Source organism: Phycisphaeraceae bacterium (assembly GCA_019636795.1).
GTDB lineage: Bacteria > Planctomycetota > Phycisphaerae > Phycisphaerales > UBA1924 > JAHBWW01.
On sequence record JAHBWW010000003.1, the window covers coordinates 37,488 to 63,344 of the forward strand.

Below are 25,857 nucleotides of genomic sequence, written 5' to 3' on the forward strand. Positions count from 1 at the left end.
CCCGTGAACCTCACTCACACCCCTGGCTGTACGCATTCAGATACGCCTGTACGTCGAAGAAGTCGATGAGGCCGTCGCCGTTGATGTCGGCGGTGCAGGCGGGCTTGCGATAGATCAGCAGGTCGGTCAGGATCAGGTCCTGCGGCGCGCCGTCGAGATCGGCAACGATGTCCAGTCGGCCCGTCGTCAGACCGTAGCGGAAGACGTGGCTGTCGCCGAAGACGTTGACCAGCCCGATGTCGAAGTCGCCGACAGGCTTGATGCCGGTCGCGTCGTCAAAGAACACGGTCTGTGCGTTGGTCGGCAATCGAGTCAGCACGGTATCGGCCAGCCCGTTGTCATCAAACGCGCGGCCGACGATGAGCCTGCGGTCGCCGCTGAGTGGGTCGATCTCCATGATGCCGCCGTCGTAGGCATCAGGCCCCAACTGAATCGAATAGCCGACGAGGATGCGCCCGCCCAGCACCATCACGCTGCGGCAGTTGGTGGTCATCACGGGCCCGCTGCCGCCGCCGAAGTCGCCGTTGCCGTCGCCAAAGACCTGCGAACCCTGATTGACCCCATCTACCCAGACCTGCCGCGTGAACGGCTTGGCAGAGAGGCGACTGAGGAACGCGCGGTCGCCGGTGTCGAGGTTGATCGAGAAGAGCCCGCGTCCGGTGCTGACGCCGTCGCCCAGGCCGCTCTCAGCGACGACGAGCGTGCTGGGCCCGATGAGCGCCCCGCCGCGGGCCTTGCGGATGTTGGGCCCGCTGCCGACAGTCTGGCTGGCGAGAACCGTTGTCTGGCCCGTCGTGACGTTGTAGCGGATGACGCGCGACATCGAGCCGCCGAGCGCGTTGAAGTTGTCGCTCAGCGCGATGAGCGTGGTGGCCGATTCGGGGATCATGACGCCGATCTCCGACCACGAATTGCCGACAGTGCCCGGAAGCAGCGTGCGGTTACCCGAGTCAATGTCGATGCGGTACAGGCCGAAGGTCGATGGAGAAGTCACCGCGCGGACGAGAAGGTCGCGACTGCCGGGCAGTTGCAGTAGTCGCGTCTCGAATGAGCCTGCGATCGAAGGTCCATCGCCCACGACGCCGCCCTCCGGGTCGAACAGGTCCGGCCCCGAGATCGTCGAACGGACGAGCCCCGTAGCCGGATCCACCGCGATGATGGAGCCGAAGTTGCGAGCGACCACGATCCAATCGCCATCTTCGGGCGGAGCAGCAGTCACCGGTGCCGACAGAATACAAGCAAATGCAAGCAGCACCCCACCCACACGATCAAAAAATCCCCGGAACCTGTGCATCAATATCTCCATCTCTTCGTGAATCTTTGTGAACATCGATTGCGAACGACACAGCGTAAACGCAGGCAGATTCTACCATGACAGCCTCTACTGGTTCGCTTCTTCGATAGGGGAGTTGATCGATCACCGACCTGAATCGGCTTCCGACGCGACATCACTCGCCAGCCGGATGATTCGTGCGAGCCAACCTATCTATCCCCTTTCAACTGATCAAACAAGGGCGGACGTACATCAGCCCGAACGTATTTGTAGTGTTTCCGTGTAACGAGTGCTCGCAAATCATGAGCCAGAGAGTCGGCCGCTTGCTGCGAATTGCAGAGAATCGTACTGCGTAATGTGAACCAGGGCTCGGGCATGTTCAAGTCCCGGCGCAGATCTTCGGTCCATCCCGTCATGGAGTCGAAGAGTGCATAGTGCTTTGCAATCGTTTGCGTCACGGCCAGCACAATGCCGGAGCAATCGCGCGTAAACAGAGTCAGGTCAACATTCCATGCCTGCGAAACCGCCTTGGGAAGAGGAAGTTTGAGCAGTTTCTGTCGCTCTCGGTTTTGTGTGCTGAACAACAGGCGGGCGTTGTGGTCCTTATTGACGATAAACTGCTTAATTGCCATGAGTGTGCGTGGCTGTGGGTGAAAGAGAACCAGATCGATTCCAATTTCAGGGTTGGAAAGACTATGAATGGCATAGCCCCTCAACTCCCGAAAAAACAATCCCGGATAGTTGTCGCAGAGATTGGCGACGGTGTTCGCGATGAGGCCGTAGCACGCATGAGTCTTGGCTTCGACATACAGCGCATCTCCGACCATACGGGCGTTGTACAAGCGTGGGCGAGAGATCATCACCATGGCACATACCTCCAGCAAAGCAGAGTGAGGGAGGGAATCGAAACTGAATGCGCCCAGCCACGGTTTTGCAGCCGAGCGCAAGAAGGATTAAAATTCACCAAAGTTACCGCGCGATGGGTCGGCAAAGAGCGGTGCCGCGAACACTTCGCGATACGGCAGGAGTTTGATACGGTCGATCGCCATCAAGGCCGATTCCGCATCGGCGAACGCAGCGACGCTGCGCAGGAAGAAGTCGGGAGTTCCCGGATAGAGCCCCGAATTGGCCGTGTCGCAGTGAATGGAATGCAGCGTGCCCTGCTCGGCGAGAACTTCGCGGCAGAATTCTCGGACAATTCCAGCCTGATCTTCGGTGCGAATCGTCGCACAAATGCACTTGTGCTCGCGAGGTTGCATCCGAACCACTTTCATCGATGCGCCGATGACGCCAAGAATCTCGGGGTCTTCGTGCGTCAGGAGTTGGCGCAGGCGAATCAATCTAGCCATCTCCTGGAGGTCGCGCTTGGTCCCTCGCATCTCGAAGTCGAACCCGAAGTAGTTACTCGATCCGTCGCGACGCACGGACCCATCAAAGGTATGGAAATACAGCCCGTTGCTGATTTCCTCGGCATTCAATGCCAAAGCGAGAACGATGCCAGGAATCTGGGGAACGCAACCCGAACCCATCAAACGTGGAACCGGATCAAGGAGGAGTTTGCTGTAGGGTTTAAGAAATACGTTCGGCATGATGGAAACAGCCTTTCTGTCGGCAAACTTGCGCAGAACACAAGTGGAAGCGACAACTACAAAGAAAATGTGCAGGTGAATGGTGCTCTTTCTGACGGGGGGCCAGCCCGTGAGGCCCACACATGGGGCCAGAACATCCGAAAAGAGGCCACGTCGGGAAAGCGGTTGATCGTTCCCACGACGCCAGTGCCGAGAACCGGCACCATGAGTTATACAGCCAGAATTCGAGCGCGGTTGCAGAGACTTTTTCAGAATCTTCCGCAGACTTGGCAACATAAAGAAAACGCGAAGGGCAGGACAGTCGGCATCCTGATCGATAATGGGTTTGACGCCTGCCCGCTTCGCACGCCGGGGTTGGCGATACCCTCTGCCGCATGAGAATCGCGGTGATCGGAAGTGGACCAGCCGGGCAGGCCGGTGCCGCGCTGCTGGCACGCAGCGGGCATGACGTCACGCTCTTCGAGCGGGCCGAAGCGCTGCGACCTGTCGGGGCGGGCCTGCTCCTGAGCCTCCCGGGACAGTCGGTGCTGCGGACGCTCGGCTGCACCGACACCTTTGAACAACTCTCAACGCCGATCCGCAGCCTCCGGGGCACGAATCATCGCGGCAAAGTTGTTCTCGACCTGCGCAGCGACGACTTGAACGCGGGCTCGGTCGGACGCGGCGTGCACCGCGCAGCCCTCGCGGCATTGCTCGATCAAGCCGTCGCTGCATCGGGCGCAGCGCAGCGGCTGGGCGTCGAGATCACCCGCTGCATGTCAAGCCCGCAGGGCGTCACGCTCCTTGATGCAGTCGATCAGGACTGCGGGTGCTTCGATCTCGTGGTCGCGGCCGATGGGGCGCGCAGTCGCACACGAACCTCAAGCGGCGCAGCGATCGTGCGCCGAAACCGGGAGCAAGCGTGGGGTGCTCTGTGGTTTGTCGGGCCTGCCGCCGGAGACATGCCGACGGATCAGTTGTGCCAGGTGTATCGCGGCACCGAAACAATGATCGGCTTCCTGCCTTCAGGGCGACTGACAGCGGATGGATTGCCGCTGGTGAGCATGTTCTGGAGCATCCGTCGGCGCGACTGGAATGGCCCGGCCGCGTTCGACTTTGCGCGGTGGCGCCTGGACGCTGAACGTCTCGCGCCGTTTGCACAGGAATTTCTGTCGCAGATCAGCGGGCCCGAGCAACTGATTTACGCATCGTACTGCGACGTGGTGCTGCGGAGGCCCTGGACAGGACGCATCGTGTTCATCGGCGATGCCGCACATGCGATGAGCCCGCAACTCGGACAGGGAGCCAGTCTCGGGCTGCTCGACGCGGCAACACTGGCCCGCGCGATCGAGCGTCATCCGCAACCGGAGCGGGCGTTTGTCGAATATGCCGCGGCACGGGCGCGGCATGTCCGCTTTTATCAGTTCGCATCGCGACACCTGACGATCGCGTTCCAGAGTGACTGGCCCTTGATCGGTGCTGCGCGCGATGCGCTGCTCGGGCCGCTGTGCCGCCTGGGGCCGACTCGCGCCATCGGCATGGCGTCGCTTCTGGGTGTGGCGACGGGCGCGCTGGGCAGAATCAGTCTCGAACCTGCCGATGGCTGATTCCTGGCGGTTCGCGACGCTGCCCGGCGCTATGCGACCGCAACGCCTCTACCATGCTCAGCATGAACCCCATCGCATGGAATCGTGCGCATGACACGCTTGCCCGGCGGCTGCTCGAACTGGCCCGCGATGAAGATCTCGGCCCGCAGGGTACAGACCTGACTGGATCTATCTTTCTCGATCCGCTCTCGCATGGACGAGCAGCCGTGGTCGCGCGAGAGAGCGGAGTTGCAGCGGGGCTGGCCCTTGTGCCGATGCTGCTCGAAGTCTTTGACGCGCGCGATGTGATCGTTCGGACGCCGATCAGCGATGGACAGGAGTTCGGCACCGGAGCCGCGCTGCTCACGCTCGAAGGCCCGCAGCAGACGCTGGCCCGCATCGAACGCACGCTGCTCAACCTGGTCGGGCGGATGTGTGGCGTGGCAAGCCTGACGGCGGCGTACGTTGCACAAGCTGGCGGCGGCGCAAAGATCTACGACACGCGCAAGACCACGCCGGGGCTGCGTGTGTTCGAGAAGTACGCGGTACGCTGTGGCGGCGGGCACAACCATCGCATGAGCCTGGCCTCGGCGGTGCTCATCAAGGACAACCATCTGGCCGGTGCTGCGATTGCGGCCGGGTTCGATCTGAGCGAGGCGGTCGCGGACGCATCGCGCCGCGCGCGGGCCGAAGCACGCCGCGGGCCGGACTGGTTCTTCGAAATCGAGGTTGACACGCTCGAACAGTTCGAGCGCGTGCTTGCGGTCGAGCCGGGGCTGATCGATGTCGTGCTGCTCGACAACTTTTCGCTCGATGGGCTCGCGGCCGCCGCAGCACTGCGCCGCGCGCATCAGCCTGAGCTGGTGCTCGAAGCCTCGGGCGGTGTGCGACTGGCCACGGTGCCGGGCATCGCGCGCTCGGGCGTTGATCGCATCAGCGTCGGGGCGCTGACGCACAGCGCGATCAGCACCGACCTCGGGCTTGACGCCACATGAACGACCAGACACTGCATAACTGGCACGACGCGATCGAGGCCGCGCTCGATGGCCATGTGCTACGGCGCGTGCGGGTGCTGACCGAAACCGGCAGCACACAGGACGCCGCCTTTGCCGCCGCCACCGAACCTGGTCTGGTGGTTGTGGCCGGTCGGCAGACTTGCGGACGCGGGCGGCTGGGGCGCGCGTGGCAGAGCGATGACAGCGGCGTGGCCATGTCGTGCGTGATCAGCGTACCGCACGACGCACGCCAGGCGTGGCGTTTGCCTATCGCTGCAGGCCTGGCGGCCGCGTCGGCGTGCGATGAAGCCCTCGGCAGGCGGCGATGCCGCGTGCGCTGGCCAAACGATGTCATCGAACCGGATGCTCAGCGCAAACTCGCGGGCGCGCTCGTCGAGGTGCGCAGCAATCTGGCATGCATCGGCATCGGCATCAACGTGCTCGAACGCGAATGGCCCCAGGACCTGCAAGGCCTGGCGGTTTCGCTGGAGGCTCTGGGCTCAACGAGCAGCCGCCTTGATGTGATGTGCAGCCTTGCCCGGCATCTCCCACGCTGCCTTCAGACTCCCGATCACGATTTGATCAAATACTGGCGCGAGCGCGAGATGCTGATCGGCCGCAGAGCAACCTTTGCTCAGGGCACGCGGCGTGTGTCGGGCATCGTGCGCGAGATTGACCCGACCGGAGCGATTGTCATCGCGCTCGATGACGGGCAGATCGAAGTACTTAATGCAGCAGTCGCGACGCTGATCGAATGGGACTGATGCGCGTCACGCCCGTGAAGCGGCGCTCGGGCCGACGAGCCCCATCATGCGACCGAGCGTGCGGACGGATTCCTTGACGGTCATCGGAGGCGGATTGGCAGCGTTGTGATGCAGGACGATGAGCGTGTTGTCGTCACCGATGGGCTCATCATCCGCGTGAGCCCTCGCTCCTTCGATGAGGCGGCGACCGAAGTTCTCGCTGCGCGACCCATCGGCCTCGGCAGCGACGCGCAGCAGCCCCTCTACGCCCAGTTGCCGCCCCCTGCGATCACGTGCTTCCATCAGCGCGTCGGTGTGCAGCACCACGAGATCGTGAGGGTCAAGATGAACCGCAAACTGGTCGTATCCGGTGGGCTCGATGATGCCCAGTGGCAGATTGCGCACCCCCACCGCCGAGGCATCGCTCGTCACGACGCCCGGGGTTGCAGCCGTCAACGCCATCCATGCTCCCTGGTCAGCGCGATACAGAAGCGGCGGCGGGTGACCGGCGTTGACAAGGATCAAGTGATCGGTCGGCGCCCAATAGGTCGCAAGCACGGCTGTGGCAAAGACGCCCGAGTCTGAGATGCGCCCGAACTGTTCATTGAGTGATTGCGCAAAGCGGGCCTGATTCGGCGTGTTGATGTGCTTGCGCATCATCGAGCGGAGCCTGGTTGCAATCTCGCCGACGGCCGAACCATGGCCCGAAACGTCGGCAAGGGCCATGCGCGCGATGTTCCCAGAGCCGCACAGCGAGAGGTAATACACGTCTCCACCCTCGGCATCCCCCTTGTACGGCTCGCTGAGCACATGCACATCGAGCCCGGGCGTCGAAAACTGTTGGTCAGCCGCATCAACACCACCCCAGATATCCATGCAACTGAGCGTGAGCGGGCCGGCGTCGCATCGAAGGCAGTCCTGCGGAATGTTGTCCTTCATCGCGTGCGCTCCTTGGGCGCGGCGGCCCAGTGCATTTTGCCAAGCAGGGTCTGCCAGTAACTTACGTCAGGGTCGATGACAAGCTGAACCTGCTGATGCGTGCTGCGAAACTCGACGCGATCGCCAGCGTGAATGCGGTGCGGCCTCTGACCATCGGCGACCAGTGTTGTGCCGCCTTCGTCGCTGTCGTTGACGCGATCCATGCGCAGTTCGATGCGGCTGGAGGTCGGAACGACGATCGGACGGAATGAAAGCGAATGTGCAGCGATCGGGGTGATGCATACACCTTCGACGCCGGGGACCACGATCGGGCCGCCCGCACTGACGTTGTACGCGGTCGAACCCATCGGCGAGGAAACAATGAGCCCGTCACCACTGACGGCCGGTCCAGGCTCGCCGTCGATCGACAAGGCCAGAGAGATCATGCGAAACGGCGGACCGGCGGTGACCACGAACTCATTGGCTGCAATGGCTTCGAAGCGGGGTTCGCGCTCGCCCGCGCTGGTCACGCTCGCACCGAGCATCGGGAGTTGCCGAAGCGGCAGAGGCGCATCGCCAAAGAGCGAAGCCGCGTGCTGGCTCAGCGTAGTCATCTCAAATCCGGCCATGAAACCGACGCGGCCAAGATTCACCCCCAGCATCGGTTTGCCCAGCGGCAGGCATCGTCGCACCGCCGACAGCAACGAGCCATCACCACCGAGCACAACGACCAGATCAACCTCGCTTGACGATGGCAGTGGTTCATCGGAACCTGTAGCCAGCACGCTGGCCACCCGGCCGTGAGCGCGCACGAGCGCAAGCACGCTCTCGAGCGCTGCGGCAGCGTCCGGCTTGGTTCGGTTCACGATCACCAGTACCGAGCGGGACATCGGAACGCTCCTAGGAACGAGTCTGGCTTGGGGTTCCCGCGGGGCGGGTCTGGACGATCGACGCTGGTGGTTTGCCCATTGGATGCCGGTCAATGGCCTCGCGGATCGCGCGAGCGATGCCTGCGACATCGATCCCCGCTTCGGCCAACTGAGAAGAACGCGAATCGTGGTGAATCCACGAGTCGGGCAGGCCCAGTCGCGTGCACAGAGCAGCACTCAGCCCCATCTCGGTCGCGGCCTCGATGACGGCCGACCCGAAGCCCCCCACCGTGCTGTGGTCCTCGACGGTGATGACCGGTCGTCCGCTCGCGACTGCAGCGTGCACGAGGTCCGCATCAACAGGTTTGGCAAAGCGTGCGTCGTAGACCGCTACTGCGTACTCAGGACCGACTTCGGCAGCCGCCCGCAGCGCGTCGAGCGCCGGTGTGCCGAAGCCGAGCACAATGACATCGGGCTTGGCGCCGTTGCGTACATCGAGTGCTGGCGTAAGGCATCGAGCCTTTCCAAGTTCGAAGGGCGGGCAGACATGCGTCGAGAGCATCGCGCTGACATCATCGCGCGGATAGCGCACAGCTGTCAAGCCCTCGTCATACTCGCGCATGAACTCGAGCGAAGCGCACAGGCTCGGCTCGTCGATCGCCGCCATCAGCACTGCGCCCGGCAAAGTGCGCAGCAGGGCAATGTCGCAAAAGCCATGATGTACCGCCCCGTCGCCTCCGACCAGACCTGCACGATCGAGGCACAGACGCACCGCCAGGCCCTGGAGCGCGACCTCCTGAAACGCCTGATCAAATGCGCGTTGAAGAAACGTCGAATACACGGCAAAGAAGGGACGCATGCCGGTCTTGGCAAGCCCTGCCATCATGTCCATGCCGTGCGATTCGCAGATGCCTACGTCCCAAGTCCGATCGGGGAACTGTTCTATGGCTTTGGTTACACCGGTGCCGTCAGGCATCGCTGCGGTGCAGGCCACCACGCGATCATCGCGACTCATGATGTCGATCAGCGCGTCGCCGAACGCACTGGTGAACGATCGCCCGGAGGATCGGATCTCGATACGACATCCGAGAGATTCGGCCCGCTCGACACGGAACGGGCTGGGCGAGTGGAACATCGTCGCGTCCTCTTCCGCAACATCCAATCCTCGCCCCTTGATCGTCTTGACGTGCAGCACCATCGGACGATCCATATCACGGGCTTCGGTCAGAAACTCGATCAGCGTCGGCAGGTCGTGCCCGTCGATCGGGCCCACCGTCAGTAGCCCGAACTTTTCAAACCACGCATCTTCGCTCACCAGCGCCTTGGTCGCTTCTCCAGCGCGGTGGTAGGCTTCTCCGAGCACGGACCCACCCGGGATATGCCGAAGAATCTGCCTGGCACCCTTCTTGAAGTCGCCATAGGTGTGGCTGACGCGGACGCGATCAAAATAGCCCGCGATCGCGCCCTGCGGCTTCGAGATCGACATGCCGTTGTCATTGAGAATGACGAGGAACTGCCGCTTGAGTGTCCCGGCGTTGTTCAGGCCTTCCATCGCCACGCCATTGACGATCGACGCATCGCCGATGAGCGTCACGACGCAGCGCCCGCTCGCGTTGGTTTTCGGATGGAAGGATTCATTGCGAAGTTGATCGCCACGCGCCATCCCAACGGCGGTGGAGATGCCGGTTCCAGCGTGCCCGACGCGGAACAGATCGTAAATCGATTCCGAAGGCTCGGGGAACCCCGCCATGCCTTCGCGCGTCCGTAACTTCCCGAGCATGCCTGCCCGACCGGTGAGCAGTTTGTGCGGGTAGCACTGGTGCCCGACATCGAAGAGCAGGCGGTCGTGAGCGAAGTCGAAGACCCGGTGCATGGCGATCGTGAGTTCGACCACGCCCAGATTGGGAGCCAGGTGTCCCCCGGTCTGTTGCACCTGAGAGATAATCGCTTCGCGAATCTCCTGAGCGAGTCGATCAAGATCCGCCAGCGACATAGTGCGCAGGTCAGCCGGGCTTGTGAGTGTTGAGAGCATATTCACGCCTGTATTGTTCGCACGACGGTGTTCGGTTTCAGAGATTCCTGAAACTTTTATGTTGATCGGTCACGGTCCTATCGAGTCCGCCCGCCAAGATACTCCAAAAGGCTGATGAGGGTCGAGGTCGAAGGCCCCAGCGACCGGGCGAACGCGGCTGCTTCATCGGTCAGTCTTTGGATTTCCACCCTCGATTCTTCCACTCCAAGCACTCCGGGATAGGTCAGTTTGCCAGCCTGCCCATCCTTACCAGTGCGCTTGCCCGTGTGTTCAGTCGGCTGTTCAACATCGAGCAGATCGTCAACAATCTGGTACATCAGCCCGATTGATTCGGCGTACCCGGTCACAGCCTCAAGCGCGTTCTCGGTCCCACCGACCGCGATGACCCCCATCCTGCACGAAGCCCGAATCAGGGCTCCGGTCTTCTGCCAGTGAATCTGCCGGAGCCTTTCGAGTTCGGACTGGTCAGGCCCGAACCCGCCGAGCGTGTCATGCACCTGCCCCGCGATCATGCCCATGGTGCCATCCGCAAGTTCGCCGATCAATCGAGCCCGGGTTGCGTCCGGAAGCGATGACTTGCGGATGACATCGAACGCCAGAGCAAGCATCGCATCCCCTGCCAGTATGGCCAGGGCTTCGCCTGCATGAATATGCAGCGTCGGTTTACCTCGGCGCAGTGTGTCATTGTCCATCGCAGGCAGGTCGTCATGCACCAGGCTGAACGCGTGAATCAGTTCAACAGCCGCTCCGGCGGGCAGCGTCTGAGCGCCATCGCCACCCGCTGCCTCCCCACAGACGTACGCGAGGATCGGGCGCAGACGCTTGCCGCCATCAAGCAGCGCATAGGCGATCGCATCGGTCAGAATCGCAGGCAAGGACAGACCCTCGACGATCGCCGCGAGGAATCGGTCGATCTCGTCGCGCGGAGCCGCGAGCAGTTCATGGACGAAATCCACATCTCGACTTTTCGACATTGATCCTCCATGACCTGCAAGCCTGCCCTCGAAGATCCTCTCAAAAGCGAGTATATGGTTCGGACGCATCGCATGCCCAAGCAAGATACTATCTCGCCATGAACTGGTTGCAGCAGACGGGGTTGCTTTTCGAAACCGGCGGGTGGGCGATGTATCCGCTGCTGGCGCTGAGCGTCATTTCGCTGTCTTTGTCGTTTGAGCGCGGAATCTTCTGGCTCATCACGCACGGGCGAGCGGGCCTGAGCCGACTGGCACGCGTTCTCACCATTCTGCGCGACCAACCCGCATCCAGGCAGGCAGCCTCGCTTGTGCCAGAACGCGGGGTGTACGCCATGTTCGCGCGTGATCTTGTCGCAACACTTGGCAGCACGCCTCGTGAGGAGGCTTATGTCGCGGCTGTGGCACACGAAATGATCGACCGCTACCGTTCAACGATCGAACGCTTTTCCAACACTCTTTCAACCATCATCACCGCAGCCCCCATGCTCGGCATTCTCGGGACGGTCACGGGCATCATCGACAGTTTTCGCCTGCTCGGTGCCGAAGGACCAGTCACCGATCCGGCTGCGGTCGCGGGAGGCATCGCAGAAGCGCTGCTGACAACTGCGTTCGGATTGCTGGTCGCGCTGATGACGCTCTTTCCGTATGTATGGGCGCGGAGCCAAGCCGAACGGTGCCTGAGTCGCCTCGAAGCCATCACCGCTGCTGCCGCCCTCCGTGGGGAGACGAACTCCCCGCCGGCCTCAGACCATCGCGACTAATTGCCCTGCTACCATCGCCTCCATGACCGGAGACATCACCAGACTCTTGGAGCGTGCCCGCGAAGGCGACGCTGTTGCAGCCGACGAACTCTTCGAGATCGTCCAGTCGGAACTGCGAACAATCGCAGCCCGACAGATGCGCAGCGAACGCTCGGATCACACCCTTCAGGCAACCGCTCTAGTCAACGAGGCCTACATGCGTCTGGCAGGCAAAGACGCGTTGCAGTTCGAGAATCGTGCACACTTTCTTCGCGTTGTGGCGCAGGTCATGCGCCGATTGCTCGTGGACCACGCTCGCACCAAGGGGCGTGTCAAACGTGGTGGAGACTTCAAACGCGATCAGCACGAACCACTCGATGCCATGATCGATCGCAGCGGTATCGACCTCGTCGAACTCAACGACGCCCTCGAACGACTTGCATTGCTCAGCCCTCGACAGGCACAACTGGTCGAACTTCGATTTTTTGCCGGCCTCACCGCACAGGAGGCCGCAGACGTGCTGAGCATTTCAAAACGCACTGCCGATGGTGACTGGCTCATGGCGCGGGCATGGCTCGCCGCTCAGTTGCGCGACAACTCCGATCCGAACGCAACGCTCTGAACCCCGTTCTATCGGCTCTTGCCACACCCACTCAAGGGCATCCGGCGCTGTACAAGCCCAGGAAGAACTGAAGGTCAAAGAAGTCGATAAATCCATCTCCATTGAGATTGGCACGCGGATCTTGCGCCGCAAGCCACTGCAGAAACAACTGTACATCAAAGAAATCGAGCACCCCGTCCTCATTCACATCCGCAGGGCATGGTGGCAGGCCCTTCGAAAGCGACGGCAGAAGCGTTATGTCCGGCAGCCCACCACGCGGCACAGGCAGCCCCCCCGGAGGCAATGGGTCGTTGATGATGATCAGGTCCGCACCACCGATGTTGTCAACGTCACCGGCAAACAGATACAGCGGGATCCCGCTTGAAGTCGGCGCATCCGCCACGGTGAACGCCAATTGCCTTTCAACCGTATCGAAATCATTGCGCAAAATTTGCACAATGCGCCCCCTATCAGGATCATCGACGATCACCGCAGCGTCAAGATCGTCATCTGAATCAAGATTGGCAATGACAAGTGCGTCGACCGGCCCACCAAACGAGATCAGCGCTGGAGGTCCGAAGGTCCCGTTGCCATTGCTGATCAACGTGGCAACCACACCCTCTCCATCATTGCTTCCGGCAAACATGAGATCGAGCGACTGAGCCAGGATCTTGTCGTTATCCAGATCACCAGTGTCGGCCGCCAGAGCCAGGAAGTTCAGATCGATGCGTGATTCGATCTGGAATCCGCTCCACGATGCCAACTGTCCACCTTGCAGATTGCGCATGATGACGACTTCGCTGTTGCCGTCGTCGTTTTGCAGCCCCCACATCCAGAACGGCAGCCGCTTGTCATTGTCGAGGTCGCCGGTATCCGCACGCACAAATGAGCCTGTTGTGCTCGGAAGCGATCGGCTGAAGCCAAGCCCGTTCCAAACTGTCCCCGTAGAACCCAGATTGAGCATGGTAAAAATACGCGCTGTGCCGTTGTTGTCGCCTCCAACCATCACATCGAACCGTCCGTTGTTGTCAAAGTCGCCGACCGCAACGCTTTGAGGGTTTGACATCCCGGCGTCAAACGTTCGCCGGCTGAACGTCGGGAGCTCACCATCGATGTTGATGCTGTGCAAAATCTGAATGAGTCGACGGGCCCGATCAATCACGACAATGTCATCGACTCCATCGCCATTGAAATCTGCCACAGCAATGGCAATCGGATCGCTCTCGATTGCGATGTTCACAGCCTGCCCGAAGCGCTGATCCTCCGCGCCTGTCGCACCGGTATTCGGGCAAATAAACAGATAACCGCCAAGGTCGATGTCGGACGAAGCCCCAGGCGCTGTGGCTGCAAGATCAGGCAGTCCTCCCCCGCGATCTACACCAAATCGCCCAAGCGCGCCAGCAGTGACTGCATCGTCAAACGTGTACCCTTGCCAAGAGCCGAAACTCGTGTCTGCATTCGGGGCCAACGCATCGACCAGCAAGTCCACTCGCTTGGTGATTTCGTCATATCGAAGTCGCAAGTACTTCTGCCCGGGCAGAGCTGGAAAACTCGCAACCATGAATCGATCTGAAGGAAGCGAACCGGCCTGGATAATGTTGATGACCGAATCGAGAGGTGGATCGAATCCAGGCTCGGCCTTGATGATCAGCCCCCCACGCAGACGCGCATTGTCACGCACCCAGAGCGAATCATGCGGTTGACCACCGCCTGCACCCAGATTCAGTTCCAGCCGCCCGAGCCTTGCTGCCTGACCGAAACCTTCTACTTGCTGATACGCGCCCTCAATTCGAATCTGACCGATCGTATTCAAACGCCTCAGCCGACCGAAATTGAAAACATCGGATTGCAATGTCGCGTCTGTCCGCACGACGCCGTCACGTTCAATGTTCGTTCTAGGGCTTACGAATACTGCACGATTCTCCAGTTCGAGCGTGCCGCGTGCAACCGTAGCGATGGCCTCGACCGTAAGCACCGACGCAGGGGTGTTGACATCGTCCGGATTCGGAAGCGCAACCACCCCAGACCCGCCAGCGAACTCGAGTGATCCGATCTCGAGATACCGTGGCTGAGCGTGCGCGCCACGCGCAATGCTGACGGACGCGGGGCCCTTCTCTCCAACGCGCCAGACGTTGCTGACGTTCAATTGCGTGCTCGGCTCACTCAGTCGCATGGACGCCGACGATCCCACCACCGGCGCAAGCACAAGCGAACCTGGGTCCACCGGGGTGCCAACTTCGAGTTGGCCCGCGAAGAGGTCCAGCCTCGCATGCTCCGGAGTTGTGGCCACGAGCACCGGCCGCCCGTTGAAGAACGCATTGTTCTGGTCAATCACGCGGAGTTTGCTTCCCGCAACCGAGATCAGCATGGGCTCGGCCTTGCGCACATTGATCGAACGAACCGTCGCAGAAGTAATCGTGATGAACTCAGTTGGCAGCCCGTCAGGCGTCGGATGCCTGAAGATCACCTTGTGCGACGGAGTCGGTATATCTGCACACCAGCTGTTCGGATCCGAGAACACTCCCTTGTATTCCGCTGTCCAGACCGCAATCGGAGGCTCGCCAGCTTCCAGCGCGCAACCGTCAGGAATTCCATCCCCATCGCAGTCGATTGCTGTACCTTGAGCGATCTCGCACAAATCCCACACTGTGTCGTCATCGCAGCTCGGCATGTCACGGGCAGCGAGGAATCCGTTGACTGCGCCGCGGCCACCCTCGCGCGCAAACGCTCCGCCAACAACAAATGGCGTACGCACTGCTAGCGACGTCCCGAACTCCTCATTATCCTGAGGATTCGACTTCGTCAGGGTGACTCGATAGGTCCATTGCTGAGACTGAGCCTCGCGTGCATACAGAAAGACCGCCCCACGCTTTGGACCGGTATTGAATGTCGGACCTCCAGGAAACCGATTCGCCGCCACATGCAGCAGATCATCCTTGATCGATACCGAAACGCCGAACTGACTGAAACTACCTACCGACGCAGGCGGCGCGATTCGAACTGGACTCCCCGTCATCCACGCGCCAGTCCCCGGTAGATTGCGACGATACACATAGACAACACCGGTCTGCGTCGACAGGCCCGTGAATGTCTCACGCTGCGCCCCGACAGCGAGGGAAATGTCATCGGTAAACACCGATACACCAAAGCCGGAGGTGCTCGTCGGTGTCGCAGGGACCAACTTTGCCACAAAATCCCACTGCTTCGGATTGACCGAGTTGCGCGTATAGAGATACGCAGCACCAGATGTCCCGCCACTGACCGCATTGTCACCGGGCGCGCCAACAATCAGCGTATTGCCCTTGATCGAGACGCTTGAACCAAAACGAGATGTCTGCACCAGCCCCGCGGGGCTGATCGATTGCGACTCGACCCAATGATCGGTCGAACCTTCCGCCAGTTCGTAGACTACCACTCGTCCGCCATTGGTAACGCCGTTCGGTTGGTTGTAGTTGTCCGATCCGACTGCGATTGTGGTACCATCGATGGCAACTGCATGTCCGTGACGCTCGTTCTGCTGTGGAGTCAGGGGCACCGGCAGGTCGCTGAGCACCCACAATCCCTGTTGATTGCGCTTGTATATGTAGATGCGCCCCGTGTTGCTGTTACTTGGCGATGGAAGAAGATCGCCGCGACGGGCGCCAACCACGAGAACCTCATCGTTCGCAGCCACGGACCAGCCAAACTCCTCGTTGTCATTGATGCTGTTGACGGTGATCGTCTGGCTCAGGCTCCAGTTCCAAGGCTCATCTGCCACGCCCGAGTACACATACACCGCACCAGTCGATCGGCCTGAAATCAGGTTGAGCGGCGAACCCACAGCCATGAAAGTCTGTGCAACCGCCACGCCGCGACCGAACTCGCTGGCTTCAGGTCGAAACGAATCCAGACTCGTGATCTCGCACTGAGCTTGGACATCTTGTGCAAACGTCCAAATCCCCGCGACGCTCGCGGTGAGCGCAAGTGCACCAACCTTGGTCCAGAATGATCGCATTGTGTTCTCTCCGTTTCCCCTAAAGCGTTGAGCAGTAGGAGAGTAACAGACGGATCGGTTCATTGCAAGAAACATCGCGCCAGCGACTTGCATGAATGAACACACAAGCGACACAGGCGACAACTTACTCTCGCGTTTGAATCATGATCTTTTCAAGTCTCGATCGAGTGTCCGAAGGTACGCGGCATAGCCCCCCACGCCCTTCCCAGTCGGCAAGCACATCGAGTGCTCTTGTCGCTGACGTCCTTGCAATCAACAAATCCTCACGTGACACTTCGCCCGATGCAGCAGCCCGAAGTACTGATGTCGCATGATGTTGCAACACCGAAACCAAGAGCCGGGCAAACTCGGCGCGCTGCGGATCGTCAACCAGCAACTGCTCCGCCCGGGTGATTGCAGCTTTCAACTCTGAAGCCCCCTCCACCTTCCGACCAGACAACATCAAAGCACGTCCAATAACACAGGCAGCCTTCGCGCTCAACTCTGATCCGCGATCATGATCAGGGCTCAAATTCAGTAAATCACCCAATGTCGATTCCGCACGTTGCCCCGCTTCGAGAGCCGCACCTGCATCCCCAAACTCGACCGCAACCTCCGCCAGTTGCAGTTCTGCCTCAAGAGCAGTGAGCGTCGCACGAACATCACCCGGCGTTGCATTCCTCGCCTGATTGAGCCAGCGATACGAAGCCTCGAGTTGAGCCCGAGCGCTCTGGAGATCCCCCGCCTGAGTCAGCAAAGGCGCGAGCAGGAGACGTGCAACCGCAACATCACGCTCGAACGTCGGCAACCACTCGTTCTTCTTCTCGAAGGTGCTCGCAACCAACTCCGCCAGCGACTTTTCACGCAGGTCGAGCGCCTGTTCAGCCTCCGCCACTGCAGCCAACGGGTCGCCTCGCAGTGCAATCAAATCGGCCCGAGTCAAAAGCCCGACCGAGAGATCGCGCCGAGCGCGCAACTCGTCTTCGGTCCCCCGAGGCGTTGCCAGCAGCAGCATCCGTCGTGCCGCTACATCCTGATCGATAATCGCCGACGCCTCTTCGAGTCGGCACTGGCGCATGAGTACGACGCCCATATCACGCGCAACCCGCGATCGCCACCGCAGGAGCTCCGGCTTCTTGGCCAATTCTGCGACCGGAATCGTGCTGAGCACGTCGTTCGCTCTGCTGTACGCCTGCTCGGATTGTGCAGAATCAGTCGCCCGGAGCATGTCGCCAAGTCCACTCTGCGCCTGAGCGAGCGAAATGAGCATTGATACTGAACGTTCGTTCCCCGTCGTCGTCTCGGCGACTTGGATCGCACGCTGATATGACTGCCTCGCCAGATCATGCATTCCAGGGCCAGGAGTGCGCAGCGAACCCAGCACCTCTGCATGTACCAGAAGCGCCTGCACGAGTTGTTCGCGCATCGCTATCTGCACAGGTGTCGGTTGCGCGATCAACTTTCGCGCGTTCTGGCTCACTCGCTCATAGCCCTTGGCCGCACTCCCTTGCGAAAGTTCCACGTTGGCCACAAATGCCGACAGCAGATCACGCAGCAATCCGTCAGCCACCGCCGACCCTTCGCCCGATGAGTTCGTGAATGCCACCGCTTCTATCGCGCGTTCGACAGCAGTCATGCCTTGACGATCTAGTTCTCGTCGCGGTGCTTCGCTCTGGACATACTGCACAATATTGAGTGTGCCGAGCGTCCCCGCAACCAGCACCAGCGATCCTGCCCACACCACCGACTGCCGATGCCGCCGCACGAACTTGCGAGTGCGATACAGCCGACTCGGCGGGCCCGCGTTCACAGGCTCATGCGCCAGAATCCTTCGCAACTCGGCTCCCACTTCGCCCGCGGTCATGTACCGGTGGTCACGTTCCTTCTCAAGACACCGCATCACCACCCAGTCAAGATCCGTGCGCAACTGCTTGGTCAGCGAACTCAGTTCCATGCGACGAGCACGCGCAATCTTCGCCGCGTCCACCGCAGCCGTGCCGATCTTCGTCGATGTTCCGAGTCTCGTGCTCGGCCTCGGTGGTTCCACTTCGCGAATGATGCGCACCATCTCGGCATAGCCCGCTGAACGCAGCGACTCCGGATCAAACGGCGGGGTACTCGTCAGCACTTCATACAACAGCACACCCAGGCTGTAAACATCCGTGCGTGTGTCGATATCCACGCCCGACATCTCCGCCTGCTCCGGGCTCATGTATGCAGGCGTCCCGATCAATTGCCCGCGCTGCGTAAACAGCGTGTTCTCGCTCAGCCCATGCCCTATCGCCTTGGCGATGCCGAAGTCGATGATCTTCGGACAAGGCTTGCCATCCTGAAACGCGACAAGCACATTGCTCGGCTTGATGTCGCGGTGGATGATGCCCTTGAGATGTGCGTGCTGCACTGCATCGCAGACTTGAGCCATCAATTGCAGTCGCTGTTCGATCGTCAGCCGTTCGCGATCGCAGAATTTGGTGATCGGATCGCCACGCACCAGTTCCATCGCAAAAAATGGAAGACCCGGATGCCCCGAATCGGCGCCCGTCGTCCCGCCATCAAGCACCTTGGCAATGCACGGATGATCCATCAGCGCCAGCGCCTGCCGCTCGGCTTCAAAACGATTGATCACCGCCCGGCTGTCCATTCCCGGCTTGATGATCTTGAGCGCAACGCGCCGACGCACCGGCTCAGTCTGCTCAGCCTCATACACCATGCCAAAACCGCCTTCACCAAGCAGACTCAGCAGGCGGAAGCGTCCGATGTCGGGCCCGACCTTCAGCGGGTCACGCCACTTCGAATCATCATCCTTGAACTTCGACGCCGCATTGATCCCCATGACCCCGGGCTCAAGAAACGCTGTGGGGATCTCCGTCGGGTCCGGAAGCGCTCGAAACGCCCCCAAAAGCGAAGGCTCAGCCCCGAGTTGCTCTCGCACAAACGACTCCCGCTCTTCACGCGGCACATCCAGCGACTCAAGGTACACGCGCTGAACAAGGGCAAACTGCGTTGGTGTGAGGTTGGTCATAAGGCTCTCCAGCATACTGAGTGTGCCTGCATTGGACTCGCCATTTTTCCCGATTCAAGATTCTTGCGTGGCAACGTCAGTGGCCTCACCCGTCATATCAGAAATGCTCAATCCCAACGCCTTGTATCATGATGCATTGCGGGGGATCCTCGCGCCTCGCATCACTCGGCTTAAGAGAAAGAGCACGTCCTACAGGTAAAAGCGGCATTCTCGACTATCTTGTGCAAACGGGCAAAAGAACTCAAGAAAAAGTTCATGCACGCTCGCCTTTGAGCTTCACAACCTGCAGTAACCCGGCCTCACAACGCAATGGCACAAAAATAAAAAGGGCGGCTTTTGACCAGCCGCCCTAACGCAATGCTAATGGGCGATACAGGACTCGAACCTGTGACCTCCTGCGTGTCATGCAGGCGCGCTAGCCAACTGCGCCAATCGCCCGACTCGTCAGTCTCTGCGAAACCGACGATCAATATAGCCCTGTTCCGGGCTGTTCGACCACTTACAGACGCCATTTAGGCGCCTGTTATGTCAGTTTCAGTTCGCCAGGATCACGATCTCGACCCTGCGACTCGCAGCCTTGGTCCCTTTAGGCTTCGACGCCCCGAATGCCGCCGAGTAGATCCGGTTGTTGTCAACCCCCTTCGAAACCAGATATTTCTCGATCTCCAAAGCCCGCATCGCGCTCAGGTGTTCATTGGATTGCCAGCCACTCTTGCGGATCGGGTCTGTGTCCGTGTATCCCTCGACCCGAATCGTCCGCCCCGCGTACTGCGAGTTCAGATTCGAGGCAATGCGATCGAGTTGCCGCCTGCCCTCTGCCGTGATCGTCACCTGGCCGGACGTGAACAGCACATCGCCAGCAATCGAAATCACGACCTCGCGCCCGCCTCCTGTAGCACCGAAATCAGTTCCGCCACGCCCCTCATCCATGATTCGACGGTTGTCGCCCAGCAACTGCTGATTGGCCGACGTCAACTCGCGGTTGCGCTCATTCACTTCCGTAAGCGAAGCCTGCGCCTCGCCGAGTCTCTCGCGCAACTCGGTATTCTCGGCCACGGCGGCGTCATAGTCCGCTTGCCGCACCTTTTTGCACCCCGTCATGCCCATCGCCATGGCTACACCCAGCGCCAGGCACGCCACCCGACCGACTCGCTTCATGACTCGTTCCTTCCGCTTGTTCATCATCGATCCGACCTCCGTGCCTTTCCAGAAAATGTGCAGGGACTGACTGTATCACCGTGTGAGTTCGCCCGCCTCACCTAATTACGGCAGATTGATCGTCATTCCAGCAAGTTTACTCAAAAACCATTCGACGCCCGGTTTCCCAAGCAGCACCATCACGCTCGCAATCGCAATGTACGGCCCATACGGCAGCGTCCTCGCCACGCGCCCGCCCATCGCCCATCCTGCAATCGTCCAAGCCAATCCAACAAAAGCCGCTCCAAAAAAACCGAGTACCCCATCAATCCATCCCAGGCACGCACCGATCGCTGCCACCAGGTGGACGTCTCCGAGCCCCAAGGCTTCTTTTCCAAAAGCCAGTGAGCCAAGGATGCGTACCGCCCAGACCACTCCCCCCCCGATCAGGTACCCCATCGCCACCCCACTGGCCACCGCGAGCCAGAGCGGGACATCGATCGGTGGCACCATCATCGGGGAGAACACGTTCGCCTGTTTCCAAGGCCCATGCATCTGCTCGATCAATCGCGGCATGAGCGACATCCCCAGCACCCCCAGCGCGACGGGCGGGGCAACAAATGCCACTTCCTTAAGCATCTCCCGGCGAGCGTACGGATACTGAATCCACAAATCCGCGTCCTGTGCACTGGGTTGATCTTCTCCCCCAGATTCTGTGACTGATTCGGTGTCGCTCTCCACGCCTTCTTTCGCTTGCGCATCGGCAAGGGCCTTGGTTTCCCACTCTTCGTAGTCGGCAAAACTCCGCCGGATCAGCCCAATCTTGAGCAGCACAAGCGCAAGCCCGAGTCCGATGGTTCCACCAGCCGCTGCACCCACAAACCCCCAGCCGTGCACGCCGGATGATGCGATCGACCACACCTCGCCGGGCGATGTCACCCACCGAACGCCATCCTCAAGCCGCCACCCCATGCCGCTGGACAGGCGCGAACCCGGATTGCCGTGCTTGACCTGAATCCAGACCGCGTGCCCGACATGGAGCACAAGGGCTGTGGCTGCCGGCACCCAGACGAGTACCAGCGGGATCTGGGCTGTACGCGCGTCGATCAGCGTGATCGCCACCAGGCACCCGAGCAGCACAAGAATCGTCACGAACATCGGCCATGTCCAGAGCAGCCCATTTTCCGCCCACTCCGGCTGAAGCACGCTGAACGTCAATCCGAAAAGATTTCCCGAAGGCAGCGCATAAAACAGCAGATACACGACACAAAACAACAACCCGACAAACCCTTCCACAAGCGGATACTCAGGAGAGATTCGGTTTTTGCAGAACCTGCACCGTCCACGAAGCAGAATCCACCCCAGGACCGGGATGTTCTCACGCCACGTCAGTTTCGTCTGGCACGACGGACACCGCGAGGCGGGCCTGACCACGCTGAGCCCCCGAGGCAGGCGATACACCAGCACGTTGGCCAGCGACCCGACGCACGCCCCGTACACAAAGATAAACACCAGTGCCGTCGCTGTCGGAAGCAATGTCATCAGGCTCAACTGGTCCATTGCGTGTTCTTACTCCGGGTCTACATCCAGCAGCGACTTGTCCAACTCTTCCAGACGCTGCTCCGCGACGCCGAGAATCGCCCGGCAGCGTTTGAGGAGTTTCGTCCCCCGCTCGTACAACTTGATCGACGCTTCGAGCCCGATCTCTCCGGTCTCGATTTCCTGGACGATGGATTCCAACTCCGCGACTGCCGCTTCGTAGGCCATCGTCTCAACATCGGTTTGCGCCTGCTCTTTTCTGGACATGGGACTCACCTTACTCCGGCGTGGCAAACAGGTCCATCTGAGGCCCCTCATCTTCTTGCGACTTGGCCCGACTGACCGCCTTTGCCGGCCCCGGCCCACGGACAACCGAATGCACTGACCCGTCACCTAAACGCGTCTCGATGATCTGCCCGCGGGTGATCTGCGCGACCGACCGAACCACTCTTCCCTGCTCATCGAGCGTCAGAGAATACCCGCGGTCGAGCACCCGCACCGGCGACACCGCCTCCAGCAGCAATCCCAACCCTTCAACCCTCTGCTGTTCAGACGCCAGATTCATCCCACGCTGCAACTGACGATACAGGTACTTCAATCGATCGACCTGTCGCGCGCGGGCAGCCTCGGGCATCGCCCGGGCCAGCACCCTCTCCTTGTTGTCAAGCACGCGTGCTTGCTGCATGACCATCGCTCGTGCTGCCCCGACAAGCCGCCCCGAAAGTGCGTTCAGATCGCGCCGGCGAAGGGCCACAATCCCGGCCCCAGACGCCAGCACAGGCCGCGTCGCCAGTGATTCCACATGCCTGCGGCTGAACGCAACCCGCCGTGACAAATCCGTGCGCACACGCCTCGACAGTGCGTCCACCTGCCGAAGGAGTTCCACCCGGTCCGGAATGAGTCGCATGGCGGCCTGAGTAGGCGTCGCGCAGCGTTCGTCGGCAGCAAGTTCCGCAATTGTGGTGTCCGTCTCGTGACCGATCGCAGCAACCACAGGAATCGGACACTCCACGATGGCCAGTGCGACCACCCGCTCGTTGAACGCCCAGAGGTCTTCCATCGATCCGCCGCCACGGGTGACCAGTATTGCATCAATACCCAGGCGGGTGGCGTTGCGCCCGACACTGCGAATCGCGGCTGCGACTTCCTCGGCCGCTCCCGCCCCCTGCACCCGCACATCGACGAGCACAAGTTCCACCGCAGGCATGCGCTTGCGAGCGGTATCCAGAACGTCGGCCAGCGCGGCCGCGCTGCGGCTTGTCACCACCGCAATCCGACGCGGAAACAACGGCAGTTTCCGTTTTCGATCCGGCGCGAACCACCCAAGCCCGCGCAGTTCCTCGCACAGTTGCCGGAATCGGAGTTCGAGTTCCCCCGCCCCGAGGCGGTGGAGCGACGTTGCGATCAGCGAGACCTTGCCTTGTGGGGCGTAGAAGTCGATGCGGCCTCCGATGACGACTTCCTGACCGTTTTGCGGTTTGTCCCCGGTCTTGGCGGCTGCGGATGCAAACATGACGACACTGACCACGGCATCGGCATCCTTGAGGTCGAAGTACCAATGGGTGCGCTCACGAAACCCGCTGATCTCGCCTCGAACTCGGACCGTAGATGGAATCCCTTGTTTGAGTGCAGTGTCGATCCGCTGGGCCAAAGCCGAGACGGACAGCACATCGTCCTTCGGCGGGCGAGGCCTGGCCATCTTGTCGGGATCAAAAGGCAATCGGCCGGTCATTGGTGTGCAGTATCGCACACCGACCGGCCGACGTCTCGCTCGTGCTGCCGCGAGATGGCGAAATGGGGAGAATCTGGGTTACTCGACCGTCTGGTCTGTCTTCTTCTGGGCCACAGCCTGCTTCTGGGTCTCAGCCTGCTTGGCAGCGCGTTCGTTGCGGGCGGCCACGCGGTCGCGGGTTTCGGCCGAGATCCCCAAATCAGGGAGGGAAATCTTCACGGGCTCGTCGCCGCTGAGCACGATCGACCTGGAAGTCGACTTCTCCACACTCTCCATCGGCTTGGTGCGGGGCTTGTCGTCGGGCACCGGGATGATCATGCGGGGCTGGGGAAGTTCGGTCGAGGCCTCAGTCTTGGCAGGATCCCCCGAGAATGAGCGCACGCTGCCGATGTATCCGCTTTTCTTGAGCCAGAGCACGCGAGCGGTTTCGAGGGCGCGGAAGAGTTCTTCGGTCCGCTCGGTTCGACGCCAGCCATAGAGCGATTGATCGGTGTCAAGAGTAACGGTGGGCCCAGTGGTGCCATATTTGACAGGCTTGAAGATCTGCCGCATGGTGTTGTTGTCGATTCTGGTCGGGAGGGCCGTGAACGGGTCGATCCCGAAGAGTCCGTCGCGATGGCGGACGATGAGCCATTGTGGCGCTTTGCCTTCGGGGTCGAGGCGAACGCGCTCGGGGTTGACATGACGGCCTGGGAATGTCGCAACCACAGCGTCATCGACCTTCGGGTCCCATTGCTCATAGAGCGCGGGCGTGATGTAGGTCACCTGCTCGGGCAGGACAATCGCCGAGTTGTCATTGGGCATCGCAGCGGGGATCGCGGTCATGGCGGTCAAAAGTGCAAGAGTCAGCATCGTATTTTCTCCCTATTTCTGATCTGTGTCCGGTTGGCACACAGGCAACCCGGTTTGGGTGCCTTCCTTGACAGCATACCGCGCGCTCCAGTCTGTTCTGAAGACAATTTGTGTGCAAGGAGGTCCGTCGGCGTCCGCGGCGCGTTACAGACCGACGGAGTTTGAAGTATCGGACTCAGCGGGCCGTTTCGCGGAACGCGACAGCGTCCGAAGTCGTGAGCCATTCGTATCCGTCAAGGACACTTCGCACATGGTTCGTGGCCCGATAGTCGGTGCGGATGCGCTCGCGAGCCGACAAACCGAGGGCTCGCGCCTCGTTCGGAAGTTTGAGCGTGCGGCGGAGTTCAGCGGACCAGATTTCTTCTGACGGGTCGTTGAGCACGCGTGCGGTCTGATCGGGGATCAGGCAAGTTACCAAGGGGTCGGCGTGTGCGATGACGCACATGCCGGCGGCCATGGCATCGAGGAGGAGCGTGCGTTGCTCGCCTCGGTGATCCGGGTAGAGGAGGATGTCGTTGCGGACGACGAGGTCGCGGCGTTCCTCGACGGCATCGATGAGCGAAACGCGATCGAGCAAGCCTGCAGCCTGAGCGAGCTTCCAGATACCGGCCCGGCGTGCGGCGTCGGCGTCGACGAAGAGCATGGCGTCAGGAAATTCGTCGAGTGTGAGGCATGCTCCTCTGAACGCCGCCAAGAATGAAGAGGTATTGCGCCCGCTTCCTGCAAGGACGATGGCTGGCGGCCTCCCAGGTCGCAGCACCGGATTCGGGCGACTGGGTGCGTGAACCCCCCAAGGCGTCAGACGCACGACAAGCCCAGCACCTTCGCGCAGCAGTGTGCGTTCGATCCCTGGCGAAGAGGTGAAGAACGCCACACGATGATCGCCCGCGACGCGCATGGCACGAGAGCGATCGCTCAGGCCCGCTCGCCAGACCTCAAAGACGACGATGGAGCGCAAGCGACGGGCGACATCGGATGCCAGCCCCCAGGCAGACCCTCCCATGACATGCACGACGTCTACGGGAACATCGGGGGCACTGGCCAGAATTGAGTCGGCGAGGCGCTGTGCACGCAACTGTCGCGAGAGCCATGTCCCGCGGCACTCGAACGGAATGACCGGTCCGACAACGTCGAGTTCGACAGCGTGTGCGACTTCTACAGGAACTGCCACCTGCGCTCTGACGCCTTCATCGGCCAGCCCTACAAGCAAACGACGGATGAGCGTTCGCTCGCGGCTGACAAAGGGTTCATCGGTGACGATCACGACACGCACAGCGCAATGGTATCGGCATGACATGCGAGC

20 protein-coding genes and 1 tRNA gene are annotated in these 25,857 nt (G+C 60.9%); 5 read left to right on the forward strand and 16 right to left on the reverse strand.

Translation table 11 applies throughout. The annotated features are described in order from the left end of the window. Nucleotides 1-10: 10 nt before the first annotated feature. The 3 genes from KF757_06355 to KF757_06365 all read right to left on the reverse strand — a co-directional run bounded on the left by KF757_06355 (nt 11) and on the right by KF757_06365 (nt 2,862). The gene (locus KF757_06355) at nt 11-1,294 is read right to left on the reverse strand and encodes a hypothetical protein (GenBank protein ID MBX3322595.1); all 1,284 of its coding nucleotides are present in this window, start codon (nt 1,292-1,294) and stop codon (nt 11-13) included. 188 nt (nt 1,295-1,482) lie between these two features. Further along, nucleotides 1,483-2,139 carry a hypothetical protein gene (locus KF757_06360; protein ID MBX3322596.1) on the reverse strand — a complete coding sequence of 219 codons (657 nt, stop codon included), beginning with the start codon at nt 2,137-2,139 and terminating at the stop codon, nt 1,483-1,485. An 87-nt stretch (nt 2,140-2,226) separates the two neighbouring features. Further along, nucleotides 2,227-2,862 (reverse strand): hypothetical protein, encoded by a 636-nt coding sequence (locus tag KF757_06365; protein MBX3322597.1) that lies wholly within the window; start codon nt 2,860-2,862, stop codon nt 2,227-2,229. 386 nt (nt 2,863-3,248) lie between these two features. Between KF757_06365 and KF757_06370 the strand changes: the two genes are divergently transcribed. The 3 genes from KF757_06370 to KF757_06380 all read left to right on the forward strand — a co-directional run bounded on the left by KF757_06370 (nt 3,249) and on the right by KF757_06380 (nt 6,186). Then, entirely contained in the window at nt 3,249-4,448 is a 1,200-nt protein-coding gene (locus tag KF757_06370; GenBank protein MBX3322598.1) for an FAD-dependent monooxygenase, read from the forward strand. Between the two features lie 62 nt (nt 4,449-4,510). Next, nucleotides 4,511-5,422 carry a carboxylating nicotinate-nucleotide diphosphorylase gene (gene nadC, locus KF757_06375; protein ID MBX3322599.1) on the forward strand — a complete coding sequence of 304 codons (912 nt, stop codon included), beginning with the start codon at nt 4,511-4,513 and terminating at the stop codon, nt 5,420-5,422. Continuing rightward, nucleotides 5,419-6,186: a biotin--[acetyl-CoA-carboxylase] ligase gene (locus tag KF757_06380; GenBank protein ID MBX3322600.1), complete on the forward strand. Its 768-nt coding sequence runs from the start codon at nt 5,419-5,421 to the stop codon at nt 6,184-6,186. The genes nadC and KF757_06380 overlap by 4 nt, the downstream gene beginning before the upstream one ends. A 6-nt stretch (nt 6,187-6,192) precedes the next feature. Here the strand turns inward: KF757_06380 and KF757_06385 are convergent, their stop codons facing one another. The 4 genes from KF757_06385 to KF757_06400 all read right to left on the reverse strand — a co-directional run bounded on the left by KF757_06385 (nt 6,193) and on the right by KF757_06400 (nt 10,958). Further along, nucleotides 6,193-7,104: a serine/threonine-protein phosphatase gene (locus KF757_06385; GenBank protein ID MBX3322601.1), complete on the reverse strand. Its 912-nt coding sequence runs from the start codon at nt 7,102-7,104 to the stop codon at nt 6,193-6,195. Further along, nucleotides 7,101-7,973, reverse strand: a complete 873-nt coding sequence (locus KF757_06390) for an NAD(+)/NADH kinase (GenBank protein ID MBX3322602.1) — start codon at nt 7,971-7,973, stop codon at nt 7,101-7,103. Before KF757_06390 ends, KF757_06385 begins: the two co-directional genes overlap by 4 nt. 10 nt (nt 7,974-7,983) lie before the next feature. After that, nucleotides 7,984-9,984, reverse strand: coding sequence for a 1-deoxy-D-xylulose-5-phosphate synthase (gene dxs, locus KF757_06395; protein ID MBX3322603.1), 2,001 nt, complete (start codon nt 9,982-9,984; stop codon nt 7,984-7,986). 77 nt (nt 9,985-10,061) lie between these two features. Further along, nucleotides 10,062-10,958 (reverse strand): polyprenyl synthetase family protein, encoded by an 897-nt coding sequence (locus KF757_06400; protein ID MBX3322604.1) that lies wholly within the window; start codon nt 10,956-10,958, stop codon nt 10,062-10,064. Between the two features lie 98 nt (nt 10,959-11,056). Here KF757_06400 and KF757_06405 point away from each other — a divergent pair, with 98 nt between their 5' ends. Then, nucleotides 11,057-11,719, forward strand: coding sequence for a MotA/TolQ/ExbB proton channel family protein (locus KF757_06405; protein ID MBX3322605.1), 663 nt, complete (start codon nt 11,057-11,059; stop codon nt 11,717-11,719). Between the two features lie 22 nt (nt 11,720-11,741). After that, complete coding sequence (locus tag KF757_06410) at nt 11,742-12,320, forward strand: sigma-70 family RNA polymerase sigma factor (protein MBX3322606.1); 579 nt, start codon at nt 11,742-11,744, stop codon at nt 12,318-12,320. 31 nt (nt 12,321-12,351) lie between these two features. Here KF757_06410 and KF757_06415 read toward each other — a convergent pair whose 3' ends face one another. The 9 genes from KF757_06415 to KF757_06455 form a co-directional block, all read right to left on the reverse strand. Beyond that, nucleotides 12,352-16,293, reverse strand: coding sequence for a VCBS repeat-containing protein (locus KF757_06415; protein ID MBX3322607.1), 3,942 nt, complete (start codon nt 16,291-16,293; stop codon nt 12,352-12,354). 124 nt (nt 16,294-16,417) lie between these two features. Next, nucleotides 16,418-19,294 (reverse strand): protein kinase, encoded by a 2,877-nt coding sequence (locus tag KF757_06420; GenBank protein ID MBX3322608.1) that lies wholly within the window; start codon nt 19,292-19,294, stop codon nt 16,418-16,420. 364 nt (nt 19,295-19,658) lie between these two features. Further along, nucleotides 19,659-19,732: transfer RNA gene (locus KF757_06425), tRNA-Val, on the reverse strand. 96 nt (nt 19,733-19,828) lie between these two features. Further along, nucleotides 19,829-20,452 (reverse strand): OmpA family protein, encoded by a 624-nt coding sequence (locus KF757_06430; protein ID MBX3322609.1) that lies wholly within the window; start codon nt 20,450-20,452, stop codon nt 19,829-19,831. Between the two features lie 105 nt (nt 20,453-20,557). Beyond that, entirely contained in the window at nt 20,558-21,991 is a 1,434-nt protein-coding gene (locus KF757_06435; protein ID MBX3322610.1) for a prepilin peptidase, read from the reverse strand. Nucleotides 21,992-22,000: 9 nt separating this feature from the next. Next, nucleotides 22,001-22,237, reverse strand: a complete 237-nt coding sequence (locus KF757_06440; GenBank protein MBX3322611.1) for an exodeoxyribonuclease VII small subunit — start codon at nt 22,235-22,237, stop codon at nt 22,001-22,003. Between the two features lie 10 nt (nt 22,238-22,247). Further along, nucleotides 22,248-23,702, reverse strand: a complete 1,455-nt coding sequence (gene xseA / locus KF757_06445; GenBank protein MBX3322612.1) for an exodeoxyribonuclease VII large subunit — start codon at nt 23,700-23,702, stop codon at nt 22,248-22,250. A 78-nt stretch (nt 23,703-23,780) separates the two neighbouring features. Then, the gene (locus KF757_06450; GenBank protein ID MBX3322613.1) at nt 23,781-24,554 is read right to left on the reverse strand and encodes a hypothetical protein; all 774 of its coding nucleotides are present in this window, start codon (nt 24,552-24,554) and stop codon (nt 23,781-23,783) included. Nucleotides 24,555-24,729: 175 nt separating this feature from the next. Continuing rightward, nucleotides 24,730-25,851 carry a glycosyltransferase gene (locus KF757_06455; GenBank protein MBX3322614.1) on the reverse strand — a complete coding sequence of 374 codons (1,122 nt, stop codon included), beginning with the start codon at nt 25,849-25,851 and terminating at the stop codon, nt 24,730-24,732. Between the last annotated feature and the right edge of the window lie 6 nt (nt 25,852-25,857).